The organism is Paenibacillus sp. DMB5 (assembly GCF_001517085.1).
GTDB lineage: Bacteria > Bacillota > Bacilli > Paenibacillales > Paenibacillaceae > Paenibacillus_AQ.
Map to the genome: position 1 here is coordinate 1 of NZ_LRAC01000109.1, position 20,050 is coordinate 20,050.

A 20,050-nucleotide genomic window follows, 5' to 3' on the forward strand; every position below is an offset into this window, starting at 1 on the left:
GAAAGATCTTTGCCGTTATTGCTCACCGGAGATTTCATTCCAAGCAAGGGCTGTTTCCCAAATGGAAGTTTACTTTTGACGCTGAGCAAGAGATGTACATCTGTCCGGCCGGCCAAGGACTGAAGTACCGCACAACGGACCGCAAAGGCTACCAGCAGTATGCGTCCGATCCGGAACAATGCAAAAGTTGTCCGTTTTTAAACCAGTGTACGCAGTCCAAAAACCACCGAAAAGTGGTAACCCGGCATGTCTGGGAGGACAGCAAGGATTGGGTCCGGAACAACCGGCTCAGCAAGTCAGGCAAGCAGTTGTATCGCAAACGAAAAGAAACCATTGAGCGAAGCTTCGCGGATGCTAAAGAGCTCCATGGGTTTCGCTATTGCCGGTTGCGCGGACTACCAAATGTCAGGGAACAAGCGCTGATGACGGCAGCTGTGCAGAACATGAAGAAGATGGCGATCCACCTGGATCACCGGGAAAAACGGGGTTAATCCCCTCATTTTCCCGTTTGCAGGTCGTTATTGAAATACAAAAGAAACCCATGTCATTTAAAGACCTGGGTTTCTCGACAATCTGAGCACAAACCAATGGTTTGTGCTTTTTTTCTAACAACCTCATTTGCCCTGAGAGGCTTGCCTCAACATTATTCTTTATAATAATTCCTTCAGTACATTTTTCGCCACGCGTATCTTCTCATTAGAACTGAGCGTTCATTGAAGCGTTGAATAAGGAAATTAATCGCAGGCAAGCAGATATAGTTTGAAATTGTTAACAATTAGAAAATTTCAAAGATTGCTCTCTTTTTCCTTGGCCAAAAACCAATCTTAAAATCACAAAATTTTAGAATCGAAGAAAACTTGCCTTACTTATGATACGGTTCTCCGCATTTCACCAGATGGTAAACCAAGTATTGAAGAAAACCAGAAGGTTATCTTCTTGATATCCTTCCGGTTCTGCTCCATTTGAATCTCTTTAACAATAGAACGTATCAAAGCTTTTTTCTCTTCCGCAGATGCAATTCCAAATAACTCGTTGAAATTTATCAATGCTTCGGAGATAACTTCTGTACTTACACTATTACTGTGGTTTATTTTTTCAATCTCTCGATTTAAAATTGCTATTGATTTATCAAGCTCATCAATCTTCACATGATATTTGTCAGACAGTCGACTAAATGTGGACGCCGTAATCTCATCATTCTCATATTCATTTTCTGCCTTCAATAGTTTTGCTTCTGTTGCTCTCTTTTCTTTTTTCAATATTGATATTTCTTTTGATTGCTGAGCGAATCCTTGTTGCTTTTCAAACTCGAATTTTTCGACAATCCCATTCATTATTTCAGTATTGTTAACCAACTTCCTAATAGCATCCAACACTTTGCTTTCGACATCTTCTCTACGTACAAGATTTGACTGACATGCCGCACTGCCCTTTGAATGGGAGGCTTGACACATATAATAATAATGATATCCTTCACCATTCCTCATCTTGCTTTTGCTCATTACCGTTCCCGCCCCACACTTCGGGCATCTTAGGATTCCGGTAAGAAATAGATTGCCTTTAAAATTTCGATTGGTGCTGTAAGCCTCACTCTGTGCCTCGTCTACCTTTTTGACTTTATGCCAAAGCTGCATATCAATAATGGGCTTATGTATCCCTTTAAGAGTTTGCTTCTTCCACTTAAGATTTCCTATATAGACTTCATTATTAAGAATGACTCTTATCGCAGAAATGGTGAACATTTCTGCTTTTTTCTTTTTACTCTCTTTAGTTCGATAGCCTCGGTCATTCAATGTTGCCGCTATCTTCTTGTACCCTATACCTTCTGAACGCATTGTAAATATGCTCTTAACGATTTCCATTTCCTGTTCATTCACTTCAAGAGAATCATTAATACTGTCATATCCTAATACAATGCCGCCATTCCATTTCCCGAGTTCAGCCCTCTTATCCATTCCCAAATGTACTCTGTCGATTATAGTTTCACGTTCATATTCTGCAAAAGTACCAAGCAACGAAATGAACATGCGCCCTGTTGGAGTTGATGAATCAATATCACAGGTACTTACAAGGATTTTCTTTTTCCTTGGATTAAGGTCTTTATCTATTAAAGACATTATGTCAGAGTTGTTCCTTGATAGTCTATCCACCTTCCAAATAAGGATGGCATCCAATTTATCATCAATCAATATATCCTTAAATAGCCGTTGAACTTCAGGTCTTTCATAATCTTTACCTGAATATCCATCATCGCAATATACGTCAACCAACTCGTACCCCATTTTCTCACAGTATGCCCGCAAGACAGCGTCCTGAGCTTCCAACGAAAAGCCCTCTGCTTGTTCTTCGAGGGAAACCCTATAGTAGTTACCTACACGCAGCTTTTTGGATTTCGCTTTCATCTCTATTTTCATTGTCATTTCTCTCCTTTGCTCTTTTGATTGGCGTATTGTTTTATTAAACCTGCAAGGATTGTTACGAGTTCTGTTTTCTTTACTTCTTCTTTAGTTGGAATAATGGCTGTTTTCTCTGTAATGGTAATCATTGTTGTTCCCCCGTATTTTCGGTTGTCGTTTAAGGAAAGGGAACGGCGCCTGTTCACTTGTTCCTTGCAAGAGTAATATATCGAATTCATTTTCACTTTTGGGCAAATCGAGGATTTATTTTTGTGAATCGGTCATTTTTTTCGAATTTAAAAGATAATCCCGAGAATTCAACATTCCCTGTTTTTCTTTTGCTATAATTGTCTGTTTCTCATTCAGTAAAATTGAAAAAAAGCACCCCAATAGGTGCCTATTACTTGCTTGTTTTAAAGTGCTAACTTCCGTAACATCGTTTCCCAGTTAGCGTAATTAGACATGTTACAAACGAATGTTAGTCTACTTCCCACATTTCAATAATATCGCTCCAGAAAGGTATCCTTTTGATACTTTCAAAGTTTATTTCATCATATTTCTTCAAGTCGAACTCAACCATCAAGTAGGATTTCAAGTTTTCACCGTAATAAATGATGTCTGTTTGATAAACCGAGAAGATTGGATTCCCTGATTCCTGAGGTATCTGAGGGATATATCTGTGTGAGTAAATTGGAATTAGCTTCGGTGCTCTTTGAAATTGCTCAATACAAATCTTCTGGGCTGATTCTAAATCGTTTGGCTTAGTTTCCCATTCCTTCAACCAAAAATTATTATGTTCAATATCGAACAACATACCCTCCAAACACCAATCTAATCTTTCCTGTATTAATTGAACATTGCGTTCAGTCATATCTCTCCAATTATTAAATTCATCTGATATAGGCAAAGCAATCGACAGAAATTGCTTTAAATCAGGCGGGAATGTAATATCATATTTTTGTTCGATAACTTCAAATTCAGTTTCAGTTAAACCATCTGCAAACTTAACCCCTGCATTTTTCATCTTACGTATTAATTCAATATATTCCATTCGTGATTTCACTCCATATATGCTTGAGTATCCTGCCTAATAGCGGAATGATTACTTTCATTCGGCGTATCAGCCTTCCGCCATCTTGTCTTTCTCAATAATTAGAACACCATTTTCAATCGCCCTTACAATAAACTTGTCCTTTAAGGCGTCTGTAATTCGACTGTAAGCCTCTGGCGATACAATGCTGAATGGTTCTGTCGATGGCAGCTCACCGTCTAGGATGTCCTTATAACTTGTCGGAGCCCCTATTTCATGATAGGTCTGGATTGTGTTTACTCCAAAGGACTCCCATATCTTTTCGGAAATATTAAATAGAGGCACTAATTTCGTACTGTCGTACTTTAAATATTTATTATCTAAGAAGATATCATCCTCAGGAAGAATCAAATTTAAAACAATTTCATTGGATTCGTACATCCAATATAAACGAAGATGTCTGTATAATTCTGATTCAAGTAGCATTTGTTTATAATCATGCTTCACATGCTGGGTAAATCCCAGTTTGAATTTCTTAGCAAGTTTGGATGTATTCCAACTTACTATTTCTTCTAACGTGTTTTTCTCAGCCATCCAATAACCCGATTTAAATGGGAATTGGCTAAAAATCATGGTGTATATATCATTCACAAAGCTCTTATTGTACGTCGAATACGGAAAAGTATAATGAACAGAAAAATATGGTGGCATTGGAGCAACTCCTACTATTCGTTTTCTTAAATACAAATTAGTTTCCAATGCTGAAATTCCTCTTTTTGGGACGAGAAGTTTCTAATGTATCTAGAAAGAGAAAATCCTTTGTTAGCCCACTTGACATGGAGCCTCTATGAGCACGATTACTTGCGAATACCGGCGAATCGTATGAGATTCGCCTTGGCTTAGCAGCCTATCGTGCCCATCTCTCCATGTAAAGCTTATCCTAAGAGGCAATATTTTAAGCTTCTTCTATTTTCGTTAGAAAAGCCATAAAAGATTTATCTTTCTCTCTAAGAGAAAATTCAAAAGCAACTTTGGTTTTAGGAGGGATATCAAAATCCGGTTCCCCTAACATCGTTATTCTTTCAAAAGAATCCGGGTCAAAGAGGGTATACAGATTGAATTCCCCTTTGTTCGTTTTGATTTTTTTCGTATTTAATAAGATAAACGCTTCTTTATTGATTAGTTTCATTTTTTGCACACTCCATATTTAAATTAAAGGTTTCACAATTCCCTTGCCTAAGATAGGAATAAATTTTCTTCTTGCTTATTAATAAACTACTGGAATCCGATAAAAGCTGTTTCGGGCTCACACTTTCTTTCAATGGTGATTCAACTGACTCAAGCGCTCTTCTTATTTCGGCGTAAATAGCTTCCACTTGTTCTTCCGTTTCATCACAATGGTCATCGCTAATTCTATGCAACACTCCATAACCCTGTATCTGGCGCTTGCTATGGAGCGATTCCCGTAGCACATTAAATTGCGCATAAGTCATTTTTCCATTGTCATTCTTGGTAATGTATTTAAATAGTTCACCATAATCTTCATCGCGGAATTTATCTATCATACAGGAATAGCCAAGCTCAACATTTTCTATATTCTTTAATGTTACTGTTTGTCCGGTTATCAATAGCAACCATATCTTCTGAATAATTATTTCTTCGAGACTAAATTTCCTGACCATCTTCCCACGCTTCAATGAATATACATTCCGCTCGGTTTTATCTGATAGAAAGTTATTTTCACATATCAACAAACAATGAAGATGTGGATGGTAATTATCCTGTTTATACGTGACCTCCAGAGACCTTAGTCCACCTAAATAACCCCAATTTTCAAACGATATTCCCTTTATCTTCTTATCTCCACGGATGTATCTATTTAGCTTTGAAAAGGCAGAAAACATTTCGTTTATTGCTTTTAAAAGCTCTGTTCCTTTTACACTCGGTATCGTTAACACCAGATGAAACATTTGATTATTCGTTGAGCATTCCTCTATGTACGGGATAAATCGAGACATTCGTGAAGCCTGTTTTAGCTTTTTGCAATTTGAACAGAATTTTTCCTTACAAGTCGAAGTACCTAAATAGTCCTTCACCGCTTGTTTTGAAAAGTTATCTATCCTCCAGAACCGATTACATCCTGAAATCCGCTCGATTTTGCACCAAGTTTTCCATTTTGACGAGGAGTCTGTCTGTTCACCATATAGTCGCTTATAATGCTGAATAATTAGCTCATTCTGTTTAATATTCTTATTTACTTTAGAAAGCAATTCCGCCTCAACTTCAAATGACTTCAACTTGCTATGAATACAAAAACTCCATTCTTTCTGCAAAACGCACTTTCCATGCTGAATATTGCAAAGGAGACAGCCGGCGTAGTTCCTATGAACGCCGCGTCTCATGCAATATCAGCGATATTCACTCTGTTATTTAGTTGATGCAATATCCATTAGGACATCATTTAAGCAATACAACGCCGAGTAACCACGAAATCCATTCATTCTTAGGAAACCAACCACATCTAATCGTTCTCGTTGTTCCTTAGATAAGGTTATTCCATAATTCTTCAACTCTTTAGTCGTACACATCATTATTGAAATTGGCGCTTCGCTGTCTATTGTAAAATCAAATACAGGAAGACCTGTTTTCTTTATTTCATCTTTCATAAACATTCCAAAGCCATTCGGTCGAATCGTTATATTCCGCATATCGTTTCACCTCCTTCCCACGCATAGTAGTTTTCAACCTTTTGGAATAAATCCTTTTTTCGATTTTAAAAATCTTAATAACATTTTCAAAAATGTCAATCATTTAGTGATAATTGAACTCGGAATTCTTGTTTTTACAATAAAAAAGCCAGGTTGCAAATTATGCAACCCGGCACACATCAGTCATATAGGTTTAATAACGAACAATCAACTGACAATTCCACTTTCTGCTTTACCATCACTTGTGGTACGGTTCTCCGCAGTAAATCTTCAACGAATCCCCCAGTAACCCTTCATTAAAAAGCTTCATTTTTTAATTTTTTTCTATTCCCTATAAGCCCCCCACCCTTGCTTCAAAAGCATCCCACTTAGTATCAAAACCTACACCGTAGTTCCATCCGCTGGAGCGCAGCTCCTCCCCTAGACGAATGTAATCTGCCCGCTGCTTATCCGTTAAGCAACCGACAAGGTCTCGTCCTGACTCTGAACTCTTTCAAGTAATCATGTAATTTCCACAGCGTAGCTTCCTTATCATCGTCTTCTTCCATTCCCATATGTAAAATAACCGAATCCATGGCATCATCCAATTCCTGAGGAACGAGAGGTTCTGTCTGCCAGTTATTATCTATTTGATGCTGCAGCGTGCTCACGATACCCGCTCAATCGCCTGCGGTAACGTTCTTTCATATTCCTTATGTAAAATATAACGTTGTGCGCCTCCCGATGCATCCACAGCTTCCCTCGCGTGTTTGACTGCAGCTTCGATGTCTCCCGCTCTGCGTTCCATTTCTGCAAGCAGTGCCGATCTCATCCAACGTTTCTTAATGGACTGCAGATGTTCCCGTGCCTGAGCACTTTTCCCGTCCTCCAACAATAGTACCGTTTCGTAATATGTCCGGTAATCCGGATAGCGGATAAGCGGTACAGCTTCCCCAGTAGCAGCCATATCTTTGCAGTAAAGCCCGTAAGCCGCCTTGTAAGCTGCCAATGCTTTTGAGTACTTATATTTTCTCATCAGCTTATCCATAGTCGTTTTTGCTTCGTCATCAAGCCTGTTCGCAAGAGCATAATGAATATAAACCCCAGGTTTATGTTTCTGGCTAAGTAAAAAATCCTCCACTCGCTCCACTCGCTTCTCCAGAACAAAAGGATAAACAAACAGAATCATATAACCAATCAGAGATCCCCCTACAGCAATCCCTACTGTCAGAGTAAGTGGATAGTCATTTAATCTCATAAATAATACAAAAACGAACAGCACGAAATAAAAGAAAAGTTTCCACAAAAAGCGCTTCATCATAAATCCCCTTTAACATCAAACTTAAAAACACATTTGGAAAAATTATACGTTGCTGCCTCCTGGCTAGTCAATGCACTAACGTTTATCTTATCCGGGCAGCCCTTCTAAATGCTGAGCCTAAGCAACTTATCCGCATAAACAACGTCCATATTAATATGGTAAACTCTTACTATTTGCAACAGGGAGGTTTATACATGCGTTATTTGACAGTGATTATATTGGCGGCTGCCATGCTCGCAGGATGTCAGCAGACGGATACAGCAGAACAAGCGGGCACTTCTTCGTCCCCTCCTCCGGCAACGCTCCAGACAGCTACAGTTACTCCGGCCACCCCTTCGTCCGCAGCATCCTTAACCCCGGAGGAGCCATTTCTCTATATTGAGCAGATGAAGATTCTGGGCGGAAACGGTCAAGTTGTGCAGGTGAAGTCCAATACCGATATTGACCAGGCTTCACTGGAGTCCGCACTGAAAAAAAGCCTGCAGATCAGCAATCCGCAGACAGCATTCAGCTATACGATGGAATGGGAGTCACCGAGGTTTGTGCAAATTCGTCTGCAGATGGACGAGGATACCGCTTTTTCCGGGACATTTAATCTGGATGAAGCTAACACAGCAGATGGACGAAGCTATGCGAGCACAGAGCAGCCTTACCGTAATACTGTCGTTGTCAGATCACTGACTGATCAGGGCAGTATACATTTCAAAGGCATCGTATCCGGCACTGAGCGGATGCTTCCAGTCTGGAAGACAGGCTGGGTCAAAACCGTCGATAACCAGCAACTCACCGGCCCCTCCTTTCTGTTCTATGGAGACGAAGAGCATCATCTGGTTCAGGCTCTGACAGGCCGGGAGCTTACGATTCCTTCTTTTCCCCGTGAGGAGGGCGCTTACGGCAATGACTACGGTTACCACGAAATGTATTCCGACCGCTTTTACCCCGGCTACACTTATATGGTATCAGGCAACAAAACGCTGTACCGGGTAGACCTCAAGGATTTCTCCCGCAAGAAGCTTCATGTTTTTGATAAGCCGGTCTATGGGATGTCTTCATCGCCGGACGGCACCCGTATCGCTGTATTGTACGCCCATAATGAATACATCGGCCCCGGAGCGGATTTGCTGATATTGGATCAGAAGGGAAATAAGCTGTTGTCCCGGGAGAACGCAGCTTTCCTCTCACACAGTGACGGCTTCCTGTTCGTGTATCCGCTGGCCTGGGAGGATAACTCGATCCTGATACTACCCGCAGACAACGATGAGAGCAACCCGCTAGGCAAAATCCGTTTTGACACCGGCAGCGGGGCTTCCAAAGTCTTGCCGGATGAGCGGATTACGGAGCAGGTTAAAGAGGATATTTGGAAACATGAGCGGCAGCAGGATTACTACCTTCTGTCTACGCTCCAATGGTCGCGGGACGGCAGGTTCGCAGCTTACATGTCCGGTACAGGTACAATCCTGCTGTATGACAAAAATGAAAGGACGATTGCTTTCGTGGCAGCAGGGGTTCTGCTTGGGTGGATGCCGGATGGAACGCTGGCCTGGGCCGATGTTGGCGGACATGCTTATACTTTTTGAGCAAACTTCCGGATTTGGCGGCACCAGAGTAACGAGATTACAACTGCCGGGTGTGAATTTTAATTATAATCATTTAATACATTGATAAATTTTCCATAATAGGATACTTTAAAGAAAGCTTAGCGATAAGCAAGTTCCGTACACGAAAGGGGATGTGATTTTAATGGCAGCTACTTATACGGTGGTTTCGTCTTAGAATCGAATAGCAGGCATACACGAAAAACGCGGGATGATGCCCGTATTCTTTGTGATGCCATCCAAAGTAACCTTTCGTGAAAATTGCTGTTTGCAAGATACGATGTGGATCGTGTCTTCAGGTGCGTTCTTATGCCGTGTATCAGCTGCTTCTTTAGAGGCTGCTGGTCCGCGGCATTTTTGCGTCCAAAAAACAACATTAAAGGAGCTAACAACACAAACATGACCGATTTAAAAACCTATGGCTATATTGAAACAGAAGATATTCAAGAAGGATTAGTGCCCGGCAGGGTTACCGAGCTGCGGCGCGAGCGCTTCACGGTTATAACTGAAAGAGGCGAAGTAACGGCGGTGCTCAAGGGAGCCTTTTATCACGGCGCGGATACGCGCTCCGATTTTCCATGTGTCGGTGATTTCGTCCTGCTGCAGTACAACGGGAACGGGGATTCGCTCATCGTTACGGTGCTCCCCCGCCGCTCCAAGTTTGCACGTGCAGATTACTCCGGGCATGCTGCAGGCTATGCCAAAAACATCCGGGAGCAGATCGTCGCAACCAACTTTGATTATGTGTTTATAGTGACTTCGCTTAACCTGGATTTCAACGTAACCCGAATTATGCGGTATTTGACCCAAGTCAGGCAGAGCGGCGGCCAGCCGGTCGTTATTTTGACCAAAGCTGATCTCGTTGAAGACTATAATCCCCTGCTCGCAGAAGTCATAAATAGCATTCCCGATGTGCCGGTTCACGCCATTTGCAGTCATACCCGCCTTGGGCTGAATGAACTCACCCCCTATCTGCTTCCGGGCAAAACAGCCGTTTTTCTCGGCATGTCCGGCGTCGGTAAATCCTCACTATTAAATGCGTTAATGGAACAGGATGTAATGAAGGTACAGGCGATCCGGGAGGTTGACAGCCGCGGGCGGCATACGACAACGCACCGTCAGCTGTTCATGCTCCCCACCGGTACGATGGTGATTGATACGCCGGGGATGCGTGAGCTCGGGCTTTTTGATGCCGCTGAAGGCATACATGCGAGCTTTGGCGATGTGGAGGAACGGTTTGGAAAGTGCCGCTTTGCCGATTACCGCCATGTGACTGAACCGGGCTGTGCCGTTCTCGCCGCGCTGGCGGATGGTTCGTTGCCGCGTGAACGTTGGGAGCATTATCTTACCCAGCAGCATGAGCACCAATATGTCCAGGATAAATCACGCTACCTGATTGACAAGCGGGCCCGAAACAAAACAATAGCCATGCATAGCAAGCAAACCAGGGAAAACGGGGGATGGAAAAAATGAAGATTACAATCGAAACATTAACATATGTCTTAAGCCAGCAGTTCAAGAAGGAAATCATCTCAGCTGACTTCACTACTAAGTCTCTGCAGGGCGGAACGGTGGGAAATGTTAATTTGGTAACAGGAACCGCCGAAACCTCGGACGGAGAGAAATTGCCGTACCGTGTCGTGCTGAAAATCCAGAAAAAATGGGAGCGCTACAGTGATCCGGGTTCATGGCGCCGGGAGTATGATCTCTATGCCTCTGACTTAGGAGCAACGTTCCCGGATACCTTCCGCTGGCCGGAATGTTACCACGCTGAAATGAATGCCGAGCAGAATGAATATCAGCTGTGGCTGGAATTCATCGATGGTGTATCCGGCTTAGACTTGACCGGTGACATGTATGAGCAGGCTGCACTGGAGTTAGGGCGTTATCAGGGCAAGCTGTATGCGGAACAGCCTGCTGTGCTGGAGCGTCTGACCAATTTGAGCCGGGCGGATCTCATGAAGAATACGTATCTGCATTACCGGTCATGGCCGCTCGTCTACAATTATATCCGTTCGGAGGATTGTGAATTTCCGCAGCATGTGCGGCAAATGCTTATTGATATCGACGAGCATTCAGAGGAGATTTTCGCCCGCATCGAACAATTGCCGCTCGTGCTGTGCCACCGTGACTTCTGGATCACCAATATCATCTATGACGGAGGGACAATCGCACTCATCGACTGGGATACCTCCGGATGGGGCTACCTGGGCGAGGATCTTGCCAGCCTGCTGGCGGATGAAGTGGATCTTGATCACATGATCGAATATTACCACCGGTGCATCCCCGCATATTACAAAGGCTTTGCAGAGTATGCGGATGCTCCCCCTGTCGCCGATCATTGCGTCTGCGAAATGATCCTGATCATATTCGGGTATAGACTTGTAGAAGGGTACCTCCACTCCAAGAACGAAGACGGGAAGTCGCTTAATCTCCAGACGCTCCACAAAATCTATGAAATGAAGAACACCCCTGTCCTGAGCTGACTTGACTCTTAATGCTCTAAAAGCTCTAAAAAACTCCGGATATCCGCCAATGCAGCGGGTTTCGGAGTTTTTTACTTGCTATAAGTCGTAATTGCTGAAAACGCGAACTAATCTTTGATTCAAATTATCATATTCTTTTATAAGATCTGCTTCATTTTTAGAATATTTACTTTGTACATAAAATCTGCTGCTGGTATACAAAAGAGACCATACTATATCTTTAGATACCCATCCTTCTTTACGAATCGATTCCTGGTAGGCATCCAGTGTTGTATGAAGACGTTGAATCAGGTCGTGATCAATCAAAGCGTTCCCATTCCCGCCGCCGTTTCCCCTTAACTTTACAGTAAGGGCTTTACAAATTACCTTTAGCTCTTTCTCCAGGTCAGATTCCACATGATCCCTCCATGTTCAAATAAACTCATAGCTGCCCCTGCGCTGCCTTTTCCGGATGATTGGAGGAGTTCAGCAGCACCACACCACCGATGATAGCGGCAATACCGAGGAAAGACACGAAGGTGAACGGATCGCCCCACACCACCACACCAAGCAGGGCTGTAATAGCCGTACCCACGCCCGACCAGACCGCATACGCGAAGCTTAAGGGAATGACCCGCAGACTCATGGATAGGCTGAAAAAAGATAACCCCATCCCCACAACTACCCCGAGACCGGGCAGCAGATTCGTGAACCCGTCTGATAACTTAAGCATCGTCGTCCCGAATATTTCAAAGCAGATGGCCATAGCCAGGTATATGTAACTTTTCAATTCAATCCCCATCCTCTTCTTTGCCCGTAAAATAAATCAATGCGTTCCGCCCGTAGCCAGCTTCAGTGTAATGACACCGCCGATGATCAGCAGCAGACCCAGTATTTTTTTTCGGTTAAGCCGTTCTTTATAAAAGAATACTCCAACCATGGCCGTTAACGCCGTACCCGCCCCGGACCAGATCGCATAAGCCGTGCCGAGTGAGATCGACTGCAGCGCCAGAGACAGAAAGTAAAAGGCTGAGCCGAGTCCAATCACCACCCCGAGTGACGGATATAGCCGTCTGAAGCCGTTGGATAATTTGAGCAGGGAGCTTCCGCAGACCTCTGACACAATGGCAACCGCCAATAAAATAAAGGGATTCACAATCCTTTTCCTCCTACACCGTCATTTTTAGTAGTTCCTGTATGACCTGTTCGCGCAGCTCTGCATCCAGTTTCCCTAAGCTGAACATTTCAGAGAACCACAGGCCGTCGGCAGCGAGCCGTACAATGGTGGAACGCACGGGATCGATCCGTCGTTTTCAATGTCTTTTTGCCAGAGCCCATACTGCTCCTGCAGCTTCCCAAGCAGCTCCGGCTTGCTGAAAAGCGCCGCAGTCAGCGCCGTGCTGATCCCGTTCCCGTCCTTGATATCACAGGCCACAGATTCCGTGTATGCCCTGCTCCACTTGCCTTCATTAACAGCTGAAACCGCCACCCGCTCCTGGACATCGGTCACGAATCCGTCCGTCAGCTCTTCGACCAGCCCTTGAATCAAAGCATTTTTATTCGGAAAATGGTGCAGCAGTCCGCCCTTACTGACGCCGGCCTCTCTGGCAACCGCCTCGAGTGTAAGCTTCTCCACCCCTTGGCTCCTGATTATTAAAGATGCGGCTGTCAAAATAACCCCGCGTTTAGAATTAACGTTCAATGGATTCACCTCTGGATTTACTATACCGTCCGGACGGTTTAAGTGTCAAAGTATTTTAAGCAGCAAAAAAACGCATCTGCCCGGTCTTGTCAGTCCTAATCAAGTTCCGGCAGACGCCGCCTGTTATGTGTACCTCTGCTTATTATGACTGATCCAGCCATGTAATGTCTGTGCTGCTACACCGCCGCAAACTGGCTGTTGTACAGCCTCGCATAATGCCCGCCGCTCGCCAGCAGTCCTTCATGAGTCCCGCTCTCGACAATGTCCCCGTCCTTCATATAGAGGATAATATCCGACTCACGGATCGTTGACAGCCGGTGGGCGATGACAAAGCTGGTCCGGCCCGAGATCATCTTCAGAAAAGCTTTCTGGATGCGTATCTCGGTCAGCGTATCAATGCTGCTGGTCGCCTCATCGAGAATCAGCATTGGCGGATCAGCCAGCATGACGCGGGCGATGGTCAGCAGCTGCTTCTGGCCCTGGGACAAATTGTCACCGGAGCCGCTGATCTTAGTTGCGTAACCCTCAGGCAGGCGTTTAATGAAGCTGTGGGCGCTCGCCGCCTTGGCGGCAGCGATCACTTCCTCATCACTCGCCTCCGGCTTGCCGTAGGCGATATTATCGCGGATCGTACCGCCGAACAGCCAGGTGTCCTGGAGAACCATCCCGAAGTTCTGCCGGAGGCTGTCACGGGTGAAGTGATTGATATCCACACCGTCAATACGGATGCTGCCGCTGTCCACAGCGTAGAAGCGCATAAGCAGGTTAACGAGCGTCGTCTTCCCTGCTCCTGTCTGGCCGACTATGGCTACACGGGTACCCGGCTTTACTACCAGACTGAAATTACGGATCAGCGGCCGCTCCGGCGCATAAGCAAAGCTTACTTTGTCAAAAGTAATCGTCCCCTGTCTTGCGCCCAGCACATGGGCGTCAGGAGCATCCGGCGTTTCCGGCACCATATCGAGAATCCTGAAGACGCGCTGGGCCGAAGCCGTCGCTGACTGCAGCTGAGTGATTACACCTGTGATTTCATTAAACGGCTTGGCGAATAGATTGGAGTAGATCAGGAAGCTCGACAGGTCTCCGACCGAGAAATGCCCGCCGATCACCAGCGCACTGCCGATCATCGCAATGACCGAAAAAGTAATATTATTGACCAGCCGGGTCGTCGGATTGGCCAGCGAGCCGTAAAACTGTGATTTAACCCCGGTCTGATACAGCTCATTGTTGCGTTCGGAGAATTGGGCAAAGGAGCGGTCCTCGTAATGGTAGGCCTGCACGACCTTTTGCCCGCCGACAATCTCCTCCACATAGCCGTTCAGTCCGCCGAGAATCTTCGCTTGCTCGCGGAACAGCTTCTGGGAGCGTGTCGTAATGAATCTGGCGACAAAATAAGTCACCGGTGCCGACAGTAGAACTACTACAGTCATAACAGGGCTGATATAGAGCATCAGTCCGATTGCTCCGGCAATTGTGACAATACCGGTCAGCAGGGTCGAGAAGCCCTGCAGGAGCCCGTCAGAGACAGCATCCATATCATTGACAAACCGGCTTATGCTGTCGCCCTGCGGATGATTGTCATGGAATTTGAGGGGCAGCGTATCCAGCTTATCAAATAAGTCACGGCGCAGATCATAGACCGTTTTGTAGGCGATTTTGTTGGTGTAATAGGTCAGTAGCCAGCCGAAAAAGCTGCCGGCAGCATACACGGCGCCCAGAATCAGCAGCAGCCGGAGAATTTCCGGAAAATCGACATTGTCCGGCCCGATCATGCGGTCGATTGCCCGCCCGATCAGCAGCGGGCCGATCAGACTTGCGGCCACGCTCAGGATGGCACAGATTACAGCTCCGATAGAAATGCCGCGGTATTGTCTTGTATAATTCAGCAGCCTCTTCCATGTTTCATTGGTATTCATTGCGCCACCTCCTGGCTGGACAGCTGTGATTCACAAATCTCGCGGTAAACCCCGCAGGTCTTAAGCAGTTCCTCATGTGTTCCTGTTCCGGCAATCCGTCCCTCGTCAAAGACGATGATCTGGTCCGCCTGCTGCACGGTGCTGACCCGCTGTGATACGAGCAGCACCGTCATATCCCGCCCGTACTCCCTAAGCGCCTTGCGGAGAGCGGCATCTGTTGCAAAATCCAGCGCGCTGAGGAATCGTCCAGAATCAGAATCGGCGGACGGCCGACTACGGCGCGGGCAATCGTCAGACGCTGCTTCTGGCCGCCTGACAGATTCAGGCCGCCCCGGGCTACCGGCGTCTCCATCCCTTCTGGCAGCTTGCTGATGAACTCCTCTGCCTGGGCTACCACAGCGGCCTGCAGCAGCTCTTCACGGGTGGCATCCTGCTTGCCCCAGCGGATGTTATCTGCGATCGTACCGGTGAACAGCAGCGCCTTTTGCGGTACGATACCGATCAGGCTCCGCAGCTGCTCCAGCGGGTAATCCTTGACGTTCACCCCTCTGACCCGAATATTCCCTTGAACGGAATCATAAAAACGCGGAATCAGGTTAACGAACGTCGATTTACCGGAGCCTGTACTGCCGATCAGCCCGACTGTCTGGCCTTGGATTATCTTTACGGTAATGTCCTCAAGCGCAAGCTCACCGGTACGGTTATAACCGAAGGAGACCTGTTCGAAGGAGATGGCAGGGACATTAGAAGGTGCTGCGGCAGGAATCGCGATATTCCCTTCATCCGGAACAGAGGTAGTTGAGGCCAAGACTTCGTTAACCCGGTTAGCGGAGGATGATGCTTTGGTGAACAAGATCACCAGATTCGATACGACGATCAGGGCCAGCAGTATCTGGGTGACATAGTTGATAAAAGCGATAATCTCCCCCTGCGACAGGCGACCGGCATTGATGTGCCAGCCGCCTGCCCAGAGGATGGCGATAATCGCCGCGTTGACGACCAGTGTCGTCATGGGTCCGAGCCAGGCGGCGATGCGGGAGACCCGGATCGCTGTCTCCGTCAGATCATCCGACGCCGCTGCAAAACGCTGCTTCTCGCGGCGTGACTCCGCAAATGCACGGATAACGCGGATACCGGACAGATTTTCGCTCAGCACCAGCGCCAGATGATCGAGCTTCTGCTGATATTTGCGGTATAGCGGGCTGCTGCGGGTGATAATAAAATACAGGATCACTCCGAACACCGGTGTTGCCGCCAGCAGAATCAGCGACAGCCGGAAGTCGAGGATCATCGACATGATGATCGCCCCGATGCAGATGAACGGCGCACGGACAACCAGCCGGATCAGCATGGCTACGGCCAGCTGCAGCTGGTTCACGTCATTAGTGATCCGGTTGATCAAGGATGGCGTTCCCAGCTTATCCAGCTCTGCGTATGAGAGCGAGGATACATGCTTGAACATTCTGTTGCGCAGCGATGTGCCGAAGCCCTGCGATGCGCGGGCGGCGTAATACTGGCAGACCATGGAGCAGCCAAAGCCCATTAACGTCATGAGAAGCATCAGACAGCCCATCCGGTATACATAGGCGCTATCCTGGTTGCCGATACCGTTGTTAACAATCAGCGCAACAACGGTCGGCAGCAGCAGCTCCAGTATCGCTTCAAGCAGCTTGAAGATCGGTCCGAGGATCACCTCTTTTTTATACGGTTTCAGAAAAACAGCCATTTTAAACATAAGTACTCACCAGCCTATACAGTATGTATCTCTATGCAATCATTAAAAGACCCGTTATGATTATGTCATATCTGCTACCATATTAATAATATTGGTTTCATATCTCTGAGATACGAATTTCATATGTCATTATAATCTAACAGGAGGTTAATGATGGATATCCGTCAACTGAAATATTTTCTGGCCATTGCCGAGGAAGGCCAGATCACTTCAGCAGCCAGGCGGCTGCAGATGGCCCAGCCGCCGCTTAGCCAGCAGCTGAAGCTGCTGGAGGAGGAGCTTGGGGTAAAACTCGTCGAGCGCGGCCCGCGCAGCGTGCAGCTGACCGAAGCCGGAATGATCCTACGCGGCCGGGCACAGCAGATTCTTGAGCTGGCAGATTCAACTACCCGGGAGCTGAAGGATTATGTGAAAGGCGTGTCCGGCACACTCTCCATCGGCACCGTCTCCTCCTCTGCCGCAACCCTGCTGCAGGAACGGCTGCTGGATTTCCATCAGCTCTATTCCGGCGTGAAGTTTGAGATTCATGAAGGCAATACGTTCCGGATTCTCGATTTGCTCAGCAAAGGAATCGTCGAGGTTGGAATCGTCCGCACCCCGTTCAGCAGCACCGGGCTGGAATGCATATATACGGCATCAGAACCTATGATTGCAGTGATGTCACCCGATTATGACTGGAGTGAAGGAAGAACCGCCATTGAAATTGGCGAGCTGCAGAACCAGCCGCTCATTGTCTACCGCAGATTTGAGCAGCTGATCCGCGAGACCTGTCTGGAGCACGGCTTTGACCCGCAGTTTTTCTGCATGAATGATGATGCCCGAACCACGCTGCTGTGGGCCAACGCCGGGCTTGGCATCGGCATTATTCCCAGATCCGCCTACAGTCTAGCCGCCAACAGCAATCTGATTCTCAAGGAGATCCGCAGCGACTCCCTCAATACACGGGTTGCAGCTGTCTGGATGAAGGATAAATACCTGTCCGCCCTGGCCGTGAAGTTTATTGAGAATTTCCGTGAGGGGTAGGCCTGGGGCGTGTTTGACTGCAGCAAGCATTGCTGTACGGGCTGCTGAATGCTTTTTCTGTAGCGGAACACTGCCGCTGCGAAACGCGCAAAAACCCGCCCCGGCAACGCCGGAAGCGGGTTTTATCTTTTACAGCTACTATACAGCAGCAGAAAACTGCCGCCTAAGCATTAGACCATAATTTTGCAGATATCGTTAGTGAACTGCACCGGATCGTTAACCTGCAGGCCTTCAATCAGCAGCGCCTGGTTGTACAGCAGGTTCGTGTACAGGCCCAGCTTCTCCTTGTCGCTGTCAGCAGCTGCTTTGAGCGATTTGAAGACGTCATGGTTGACGTTGATTTCCAGCACCTTGTCCGCCTGAACCTCTTGGCCGTTAGGCATCGCCTTGAGGATTTTTTCCATCTCGATGGTCAGCTCGCCTTCAGTGGACAGGCAGACCGGATGGGATTTCAGCCGCTTGGAAGCTTTGACTGCCTTCACTTTGCCGGCCAGAATGCCCTGCATCGCTTCGAACAGATCCTTATTCTCGTTCTGCTCCTCTTCCGAAGCTTTGTCTGCCGCATCTTCGATGCCCAGGTCGCCGCTGGAGACGTTTTTGAATTCTTTTTCCTTATAGGACATGATCATCTTGATCGCGAATTCATCGATATCGTCAGTGAAATAGAGGATTTCATACCCCTTGTCCAGCACCAGCTCAGTCTGCGGCAGCTTCTCGATCCGCTCTACCGACTCACCGGAAGCATAATAGATATACTTCTGGTCTTCCGGCATTCTTTCTACATATTCAGCCAGCGTAACTTGTTTCTTCTCCTTGGAGGAGTAGAACATGAGCAGGTCCTGGAGGGTTTCTTTTTCCATACCGTAATCATTGTACACGCCGAACTTCAGCTGTCTGCCAAAGGATTTGTAGAACGTCTCATATTTCTCTCTCTCATCCTTCAGCAGGCTGAGGAGCTGGCTCTTGATCTTGTTCTTGATATTCTTCGCAATCAGCGTCAGCTGGCGGTCATGCTGCAGCAGCTCGCGGGAGATGTTAAGCGACAGATTCTCGGAGTCGACCATCCCTTTGACGAAGCTGAAGTAATCCGGCAGCAGGTCCGCACATTTGTTCATGATCAGCACGCCGTTGGAGTAGAGCTCAAGTCCTTTTTCGTACTCCTTGGTGTAGTAGTCAAAAGGGGTGTTCTCCGGAATGAACAGAATCGCGTTATATACCACCGCACCGTCGGCGCTGATATGAATGTGCTTGAGCGGTTTGTCGAAGCCGTAACGCTTCTCGTTGTAGAAGTTGGTGTAGTCCTCTTCAGTCAGCTCGCTTTTGTTCTTGCGCCAGATCGGCACCATGCTGTTGACGGTTTGCTCTTCCTTCGTTTCTTCGAACTCGCCTTCGCTGCCTTCTTTCGGCTTGCTGCCGGTGATGTCCATTTTGATCGGGAAACGGATGAAGTCGGAGTATTTCTTGATGATCGCTTTCAGGCGGTACTCTTCCAGGAACTCGTCGTAGTTCTCTTCTTCGGTATTGGCTTTGATCTTGAGTGTAATCTCAGTACCTACGCTATCTTTCTCCGCCGGCTCGATTGTATAACCGTCTGCCCCCTGGGATTCCCACTTGTACGCCTGGTCGCTGCCCAGCGCCTTACTGATGACCGTAACATCCTCAGCCACCATAAAAGCGGAATAGAATCCAACCCCGAACTGCCCGATAATGTTATGGCCGTCCTTCACTTCGTTATCCTTCTTGAACGCAAAAGAGCCGCTGTTCGCGATAATCCCCAAGTTGTTCTCCAGCTCCTCCTGCGTCATCCCGATCCCTGTATCGGAGATGGTCAGTGTGCGGCTGCCCTTATCGGCGGTAACTTTAATGAAGTAATCTTCTTTATTGAACACCAGGCTGTCGTCGGCCAGTGCTTTGTAATAGATTTTGTCGATGGCATCGCTTGCATTGGAGATCAGCTCCCGCAGGAAAATTTCCCGCTGCGTATAGATGGAGTTAATCATCATTTCCAGTAGTCGTTTGGATTCGGCTTTGAACTCTTTTTTAGACATGAATATAGAATCTCCTTTCAAAAATAGCCTGCTGATTGCTTCCGGACGGTTAGCACTCCATAAGGGTGAGTGCTAACACTTCCTTTTATATACCATATTGGCGTTTTTGATGTCAATATCTTGCTGCATATC

20 protein-coding genes and 1 pseudogene are annotated in these 20,050 nt (G+C 46.7%); 5 read left to right on the top strand and 16 right to left on the bottom strand.

Annotated elements, in window-relative coordinates:
• Positions 1 to 491, top strand: a 491-nt coding sequence (locus AWJ19_RS11635; protein WP_198536546.1) for a transposase, incomplete at its 5' end; no start/stop codon positions are given.
• Positions 492 to 866: 375 nt separating this feature from the next.
• Here AWJ19_RS11635 and AWJ19_RS11640 read toward each other — a convergent pair.
• The 8 genes from AWJ19_RS11640 to AWJ19_RS11675 form a co-directional block, all read right to left on the bottom strand.
• Positions 867 to 2,414 (bottom strand): recombinase family protein, encoded by a 1,548-nt coding sequence (locus AWJ19_RS11640; protein ID WP_241781704.1) that lies wholly within the window; start codon positions 2,412 to 2,414, stop codon positions 867 to 869.
• A gap of 2 nt (positions 2,415 to 2,416) precedes the next feature.
• The gene (locus AWJ19_RS37270; RefSeq protein WP_277815801.1) at positions 2,417 to 2,545 is read right to left on the bottom strand and encodes a hypothetical protein; all 129 of its coding nucleotides are present in this window, start codon (positions 2,543 to 2,545) and stop codon (positions 2,417 to 2,419) included.
• Positions 2,546 to 2,874: 329 nt separating this feature from the next.
• On the bottom strand, positions 2,875 to 3,447 hold the full coding sequence (locus tag AWJ19_RS11645) for a hypothetical protein (RefSeq protein WP_068723871.1): 573 nt from the start codon (positions 3,445 to 3,447) through the stop codon (positions 2,875 to 2,877).
• Positions 3,448 to 3,516: 69 nt separating this feature from the next.
• Positions 3,517 to 4,185, bottom strand: a complete 669-nt coding sequence (locus AWJ19_RS11650; protein WP_241781705.1) for a hypothetical protein — start codon at positions 4,183 to 4,185, stop codon at positions 3,517 to 3,519.
• 196 nt (positions 4,186 to 4,381) lie between these two features.
• Entirely contained in the window at positions 4,382 to 4,615 is a 234-nt protein-coding gene (locus AWJ19_RS11655; RefSeq protein ID WP_068723874.1) for a hypothetical protein, read from the bottom strand.
• Positions 4,599 to 5,759 carry a protein rep gene (locus AWJ19_RS11660; RefSeq protein WP_082707843.1) on the bottom strand — a complete coding sequence of 387 codons (1,161 nt, stop codon included), beginning with the start codon at positions 5,757 to 5,759 and terminating at the stop codon, positions 4,599 to 4,601. Before AWJ19_RS11660 ends, AWJ19_RS11655 begins: the two co-directional genes overlap by 17 nt.
• A gap of 93 nt (positions 5,760 to 5,852) precedes the next feature.
• Entirely contained in the window at positions 5,853 to 6,134 is a 282-nt protein-coding gene (locus tag AWJ19_RS11665) for a hypothetical protein (RefSeq protein WP_068723876.1), read from the bottom strand.
• Positions 6,135 to 6,780: 646 nt separating this feature from the next.
• Positions 6,781 to 7,434: a hypothetical protein gene (locus tag AWJ19_RS11675; protein ID WP_198536547.1), complete on the bottom strand. Its 654-nt coding sequence runs from the start codon at positions 7,432 to 7,434 to the stop codon at positions 6,781 to 6,783.
• Between the two features lie 194 nt (positions 7,435 to 7,628).
• Here AWJ19_RS11675 and AWJ19_RS11680 point away from each other — a divergent pair, with 194 nt between their 5' ends.
• From AWJ19_RS11680 to AWJ19_RS11690, 3 genes are all read left to right on the top strand, one after another.
• Positions 7,629 to 9,011 (top strand): TPM domain-containing protein, encoded by a 1,383-nt coding sequence (locus AWJ19_RS11680; RefSeq protein ID WP_068723881.1) that lies wholly within the window; start codon positions 7,629 to 7,631, stop codon positions 9,009 to 9,011.
• A 417-nt stretch (positions 9,012 to 9,428) separates the two neighbouring features.
• A complete protein-coding gene (gene rsgA / locus AWJ19_RS11685; protein ID WP_068723882.1) occupies positions 9,429 to 10,502 on the top strand; it encodes a ribosome small subunit-dependent GTPase A in 1,074 nt (357 codons plus the stop codon).
• On the top strand, positions 10,499 to 11,515 hold the full coding sequence (locus tag AWJ19_RS11690) for an aminoglycoside phosphotransferase family protein (protein ID WP_068723884.1): 1,017 nt from the start codon (positions 10,499 to 10,501) through the stop codon (positions 11,513 to 11,515). Before rsgA ends, AWJ19_RS11690 begins: the two co-directional genes overlap by 4 nt.
• Positions 11,516 to 11,593: 78 nt before the next feature.
• On the opposite strand, the gene AWJ19_RS11695 is transcribed toward AWJ19_RS11690, so the two are convergent.
• The 7 genes and pseudogenes from AWJ19_RS11695 to AWJ19_RS11720 all read right to left on the bottom strand — a co-directional run bounded on the left by AWJ19_RS11695 (position 11,594) and on the right by AWJ19_RS11720 (position 16,847).
• Positions 11,594 to 11,911, bottom strand: coding sequence for a hypothetical protein (locus tag AWJ19_RS11695; protein ID WP_068723886.1), 318 nt, complete (start codon positions 11,909 to 11,911; stop codon positions 11,594 to 11,596).
• A 25-nt stretch (positions 11,912 to 11,936) separates the two neighbouring features.
• Entirely contained in the window at positions 11,937 to 12,284 is a 348-nt protein-coding gene (locus AWJ19_RS11700; protein WP_082707849.1) for a multidrug efflux SMR transporter, read from the bottom strand.
• Positions 12,285 to 12,320: 36 nt separating this feature from the next.
• Positions 12,321 to 12,650 carry a multidrug efflux SMR transporter gene (locus tag AWJ19_RS11705; RefSeq protein WP_068723889.1) on the bottom strand — a complete coding sequence of 110 codons (330 nt, stop codon included), beginning with the start codon at positions 12,648 to 12,650 and terminating at the stop codon, positions 12,321 to 12,323.
• Positions 12,651 to 12,663: 13 nt separating this feature from the next.
• A complete protein-coding gene (locus AWJ19_RS36515; RefSeq protein WP_347231107.1) occupies positions 12,664 to 12,777 on the bottom strand; it encodes a hypothetical protein in 114 nt (37 codons plus the stop codon).
• A complete protein-coding gene (locus AWJ19_RS11710) occupies positions 12,726 to 13,130 on the bottom strand; it encodes a TetR/AcrR family transcriptional regulator (protein ID WP_241781706.1) in 405 nt (134 codons plus the stop codon). The genes AWJ19_RS36515 and AWJ19_RS11710 overlap by 52 nt, the downstream gene beginning before the upstream one ends.
• A 242-nt stretch (positions 13,131 to 13,372) precedes the next feature.
• Positions 13,373 to 15,112 carry an ABC transporter ATP-binding protein gene (locus AWJ19_RS11715; protein WP_068723891.1) on the bottom strand — a complete coding sequence of 580 codons (1,740 nt, stop codon included), beginning with the start codon at positions 15,110 to 15,112 and terminating at the stop codon, positions 13,373 to 13,375.
• Positions 15,109 to 16,847: pseudogene (locus AWJ19_RS11720) on the bottom strand (ABC transporter ATP-binding protein). The gene AWJ19_RS11715 and the pseudogene AWJ19_RS11720 overlap by 4 nt, the downstream one beginning before the upstream one ends.
• 153 nt (positions 16,848 to 17,000) lie before the next feature.
• On the opposite strand from AWJ19_RS11720, the gene AWJ19_RS11725 reads away from it, so the two are divergent.
• Entirely contained in the window at positions 17,001 to 17,870 is an 870-nt protein-coding gene (locus AWJ19_RS11725; RefSeq protein WP_068723893.1) for a LysR family transcriptional regulator, read from the top strand.
• 170 nt (positions 17,871 to 18,040) lie between these two features.
• On the opposite strand, the gene htpG is transcribed toward AWJ19_RS11725, so the two are convergent.
• Entirely contained in the window at positions 18,041 to 19,918 is a 1,878-nt protein-coding gene (gene htpG / locus AWJ19_RS11730; protein ID WP_068723894.1) for a molecular chaperone HtpG, read from the bottom strand.
• Positions 19,919 to 20,050 lie beyond the last annotated feature (132 nt).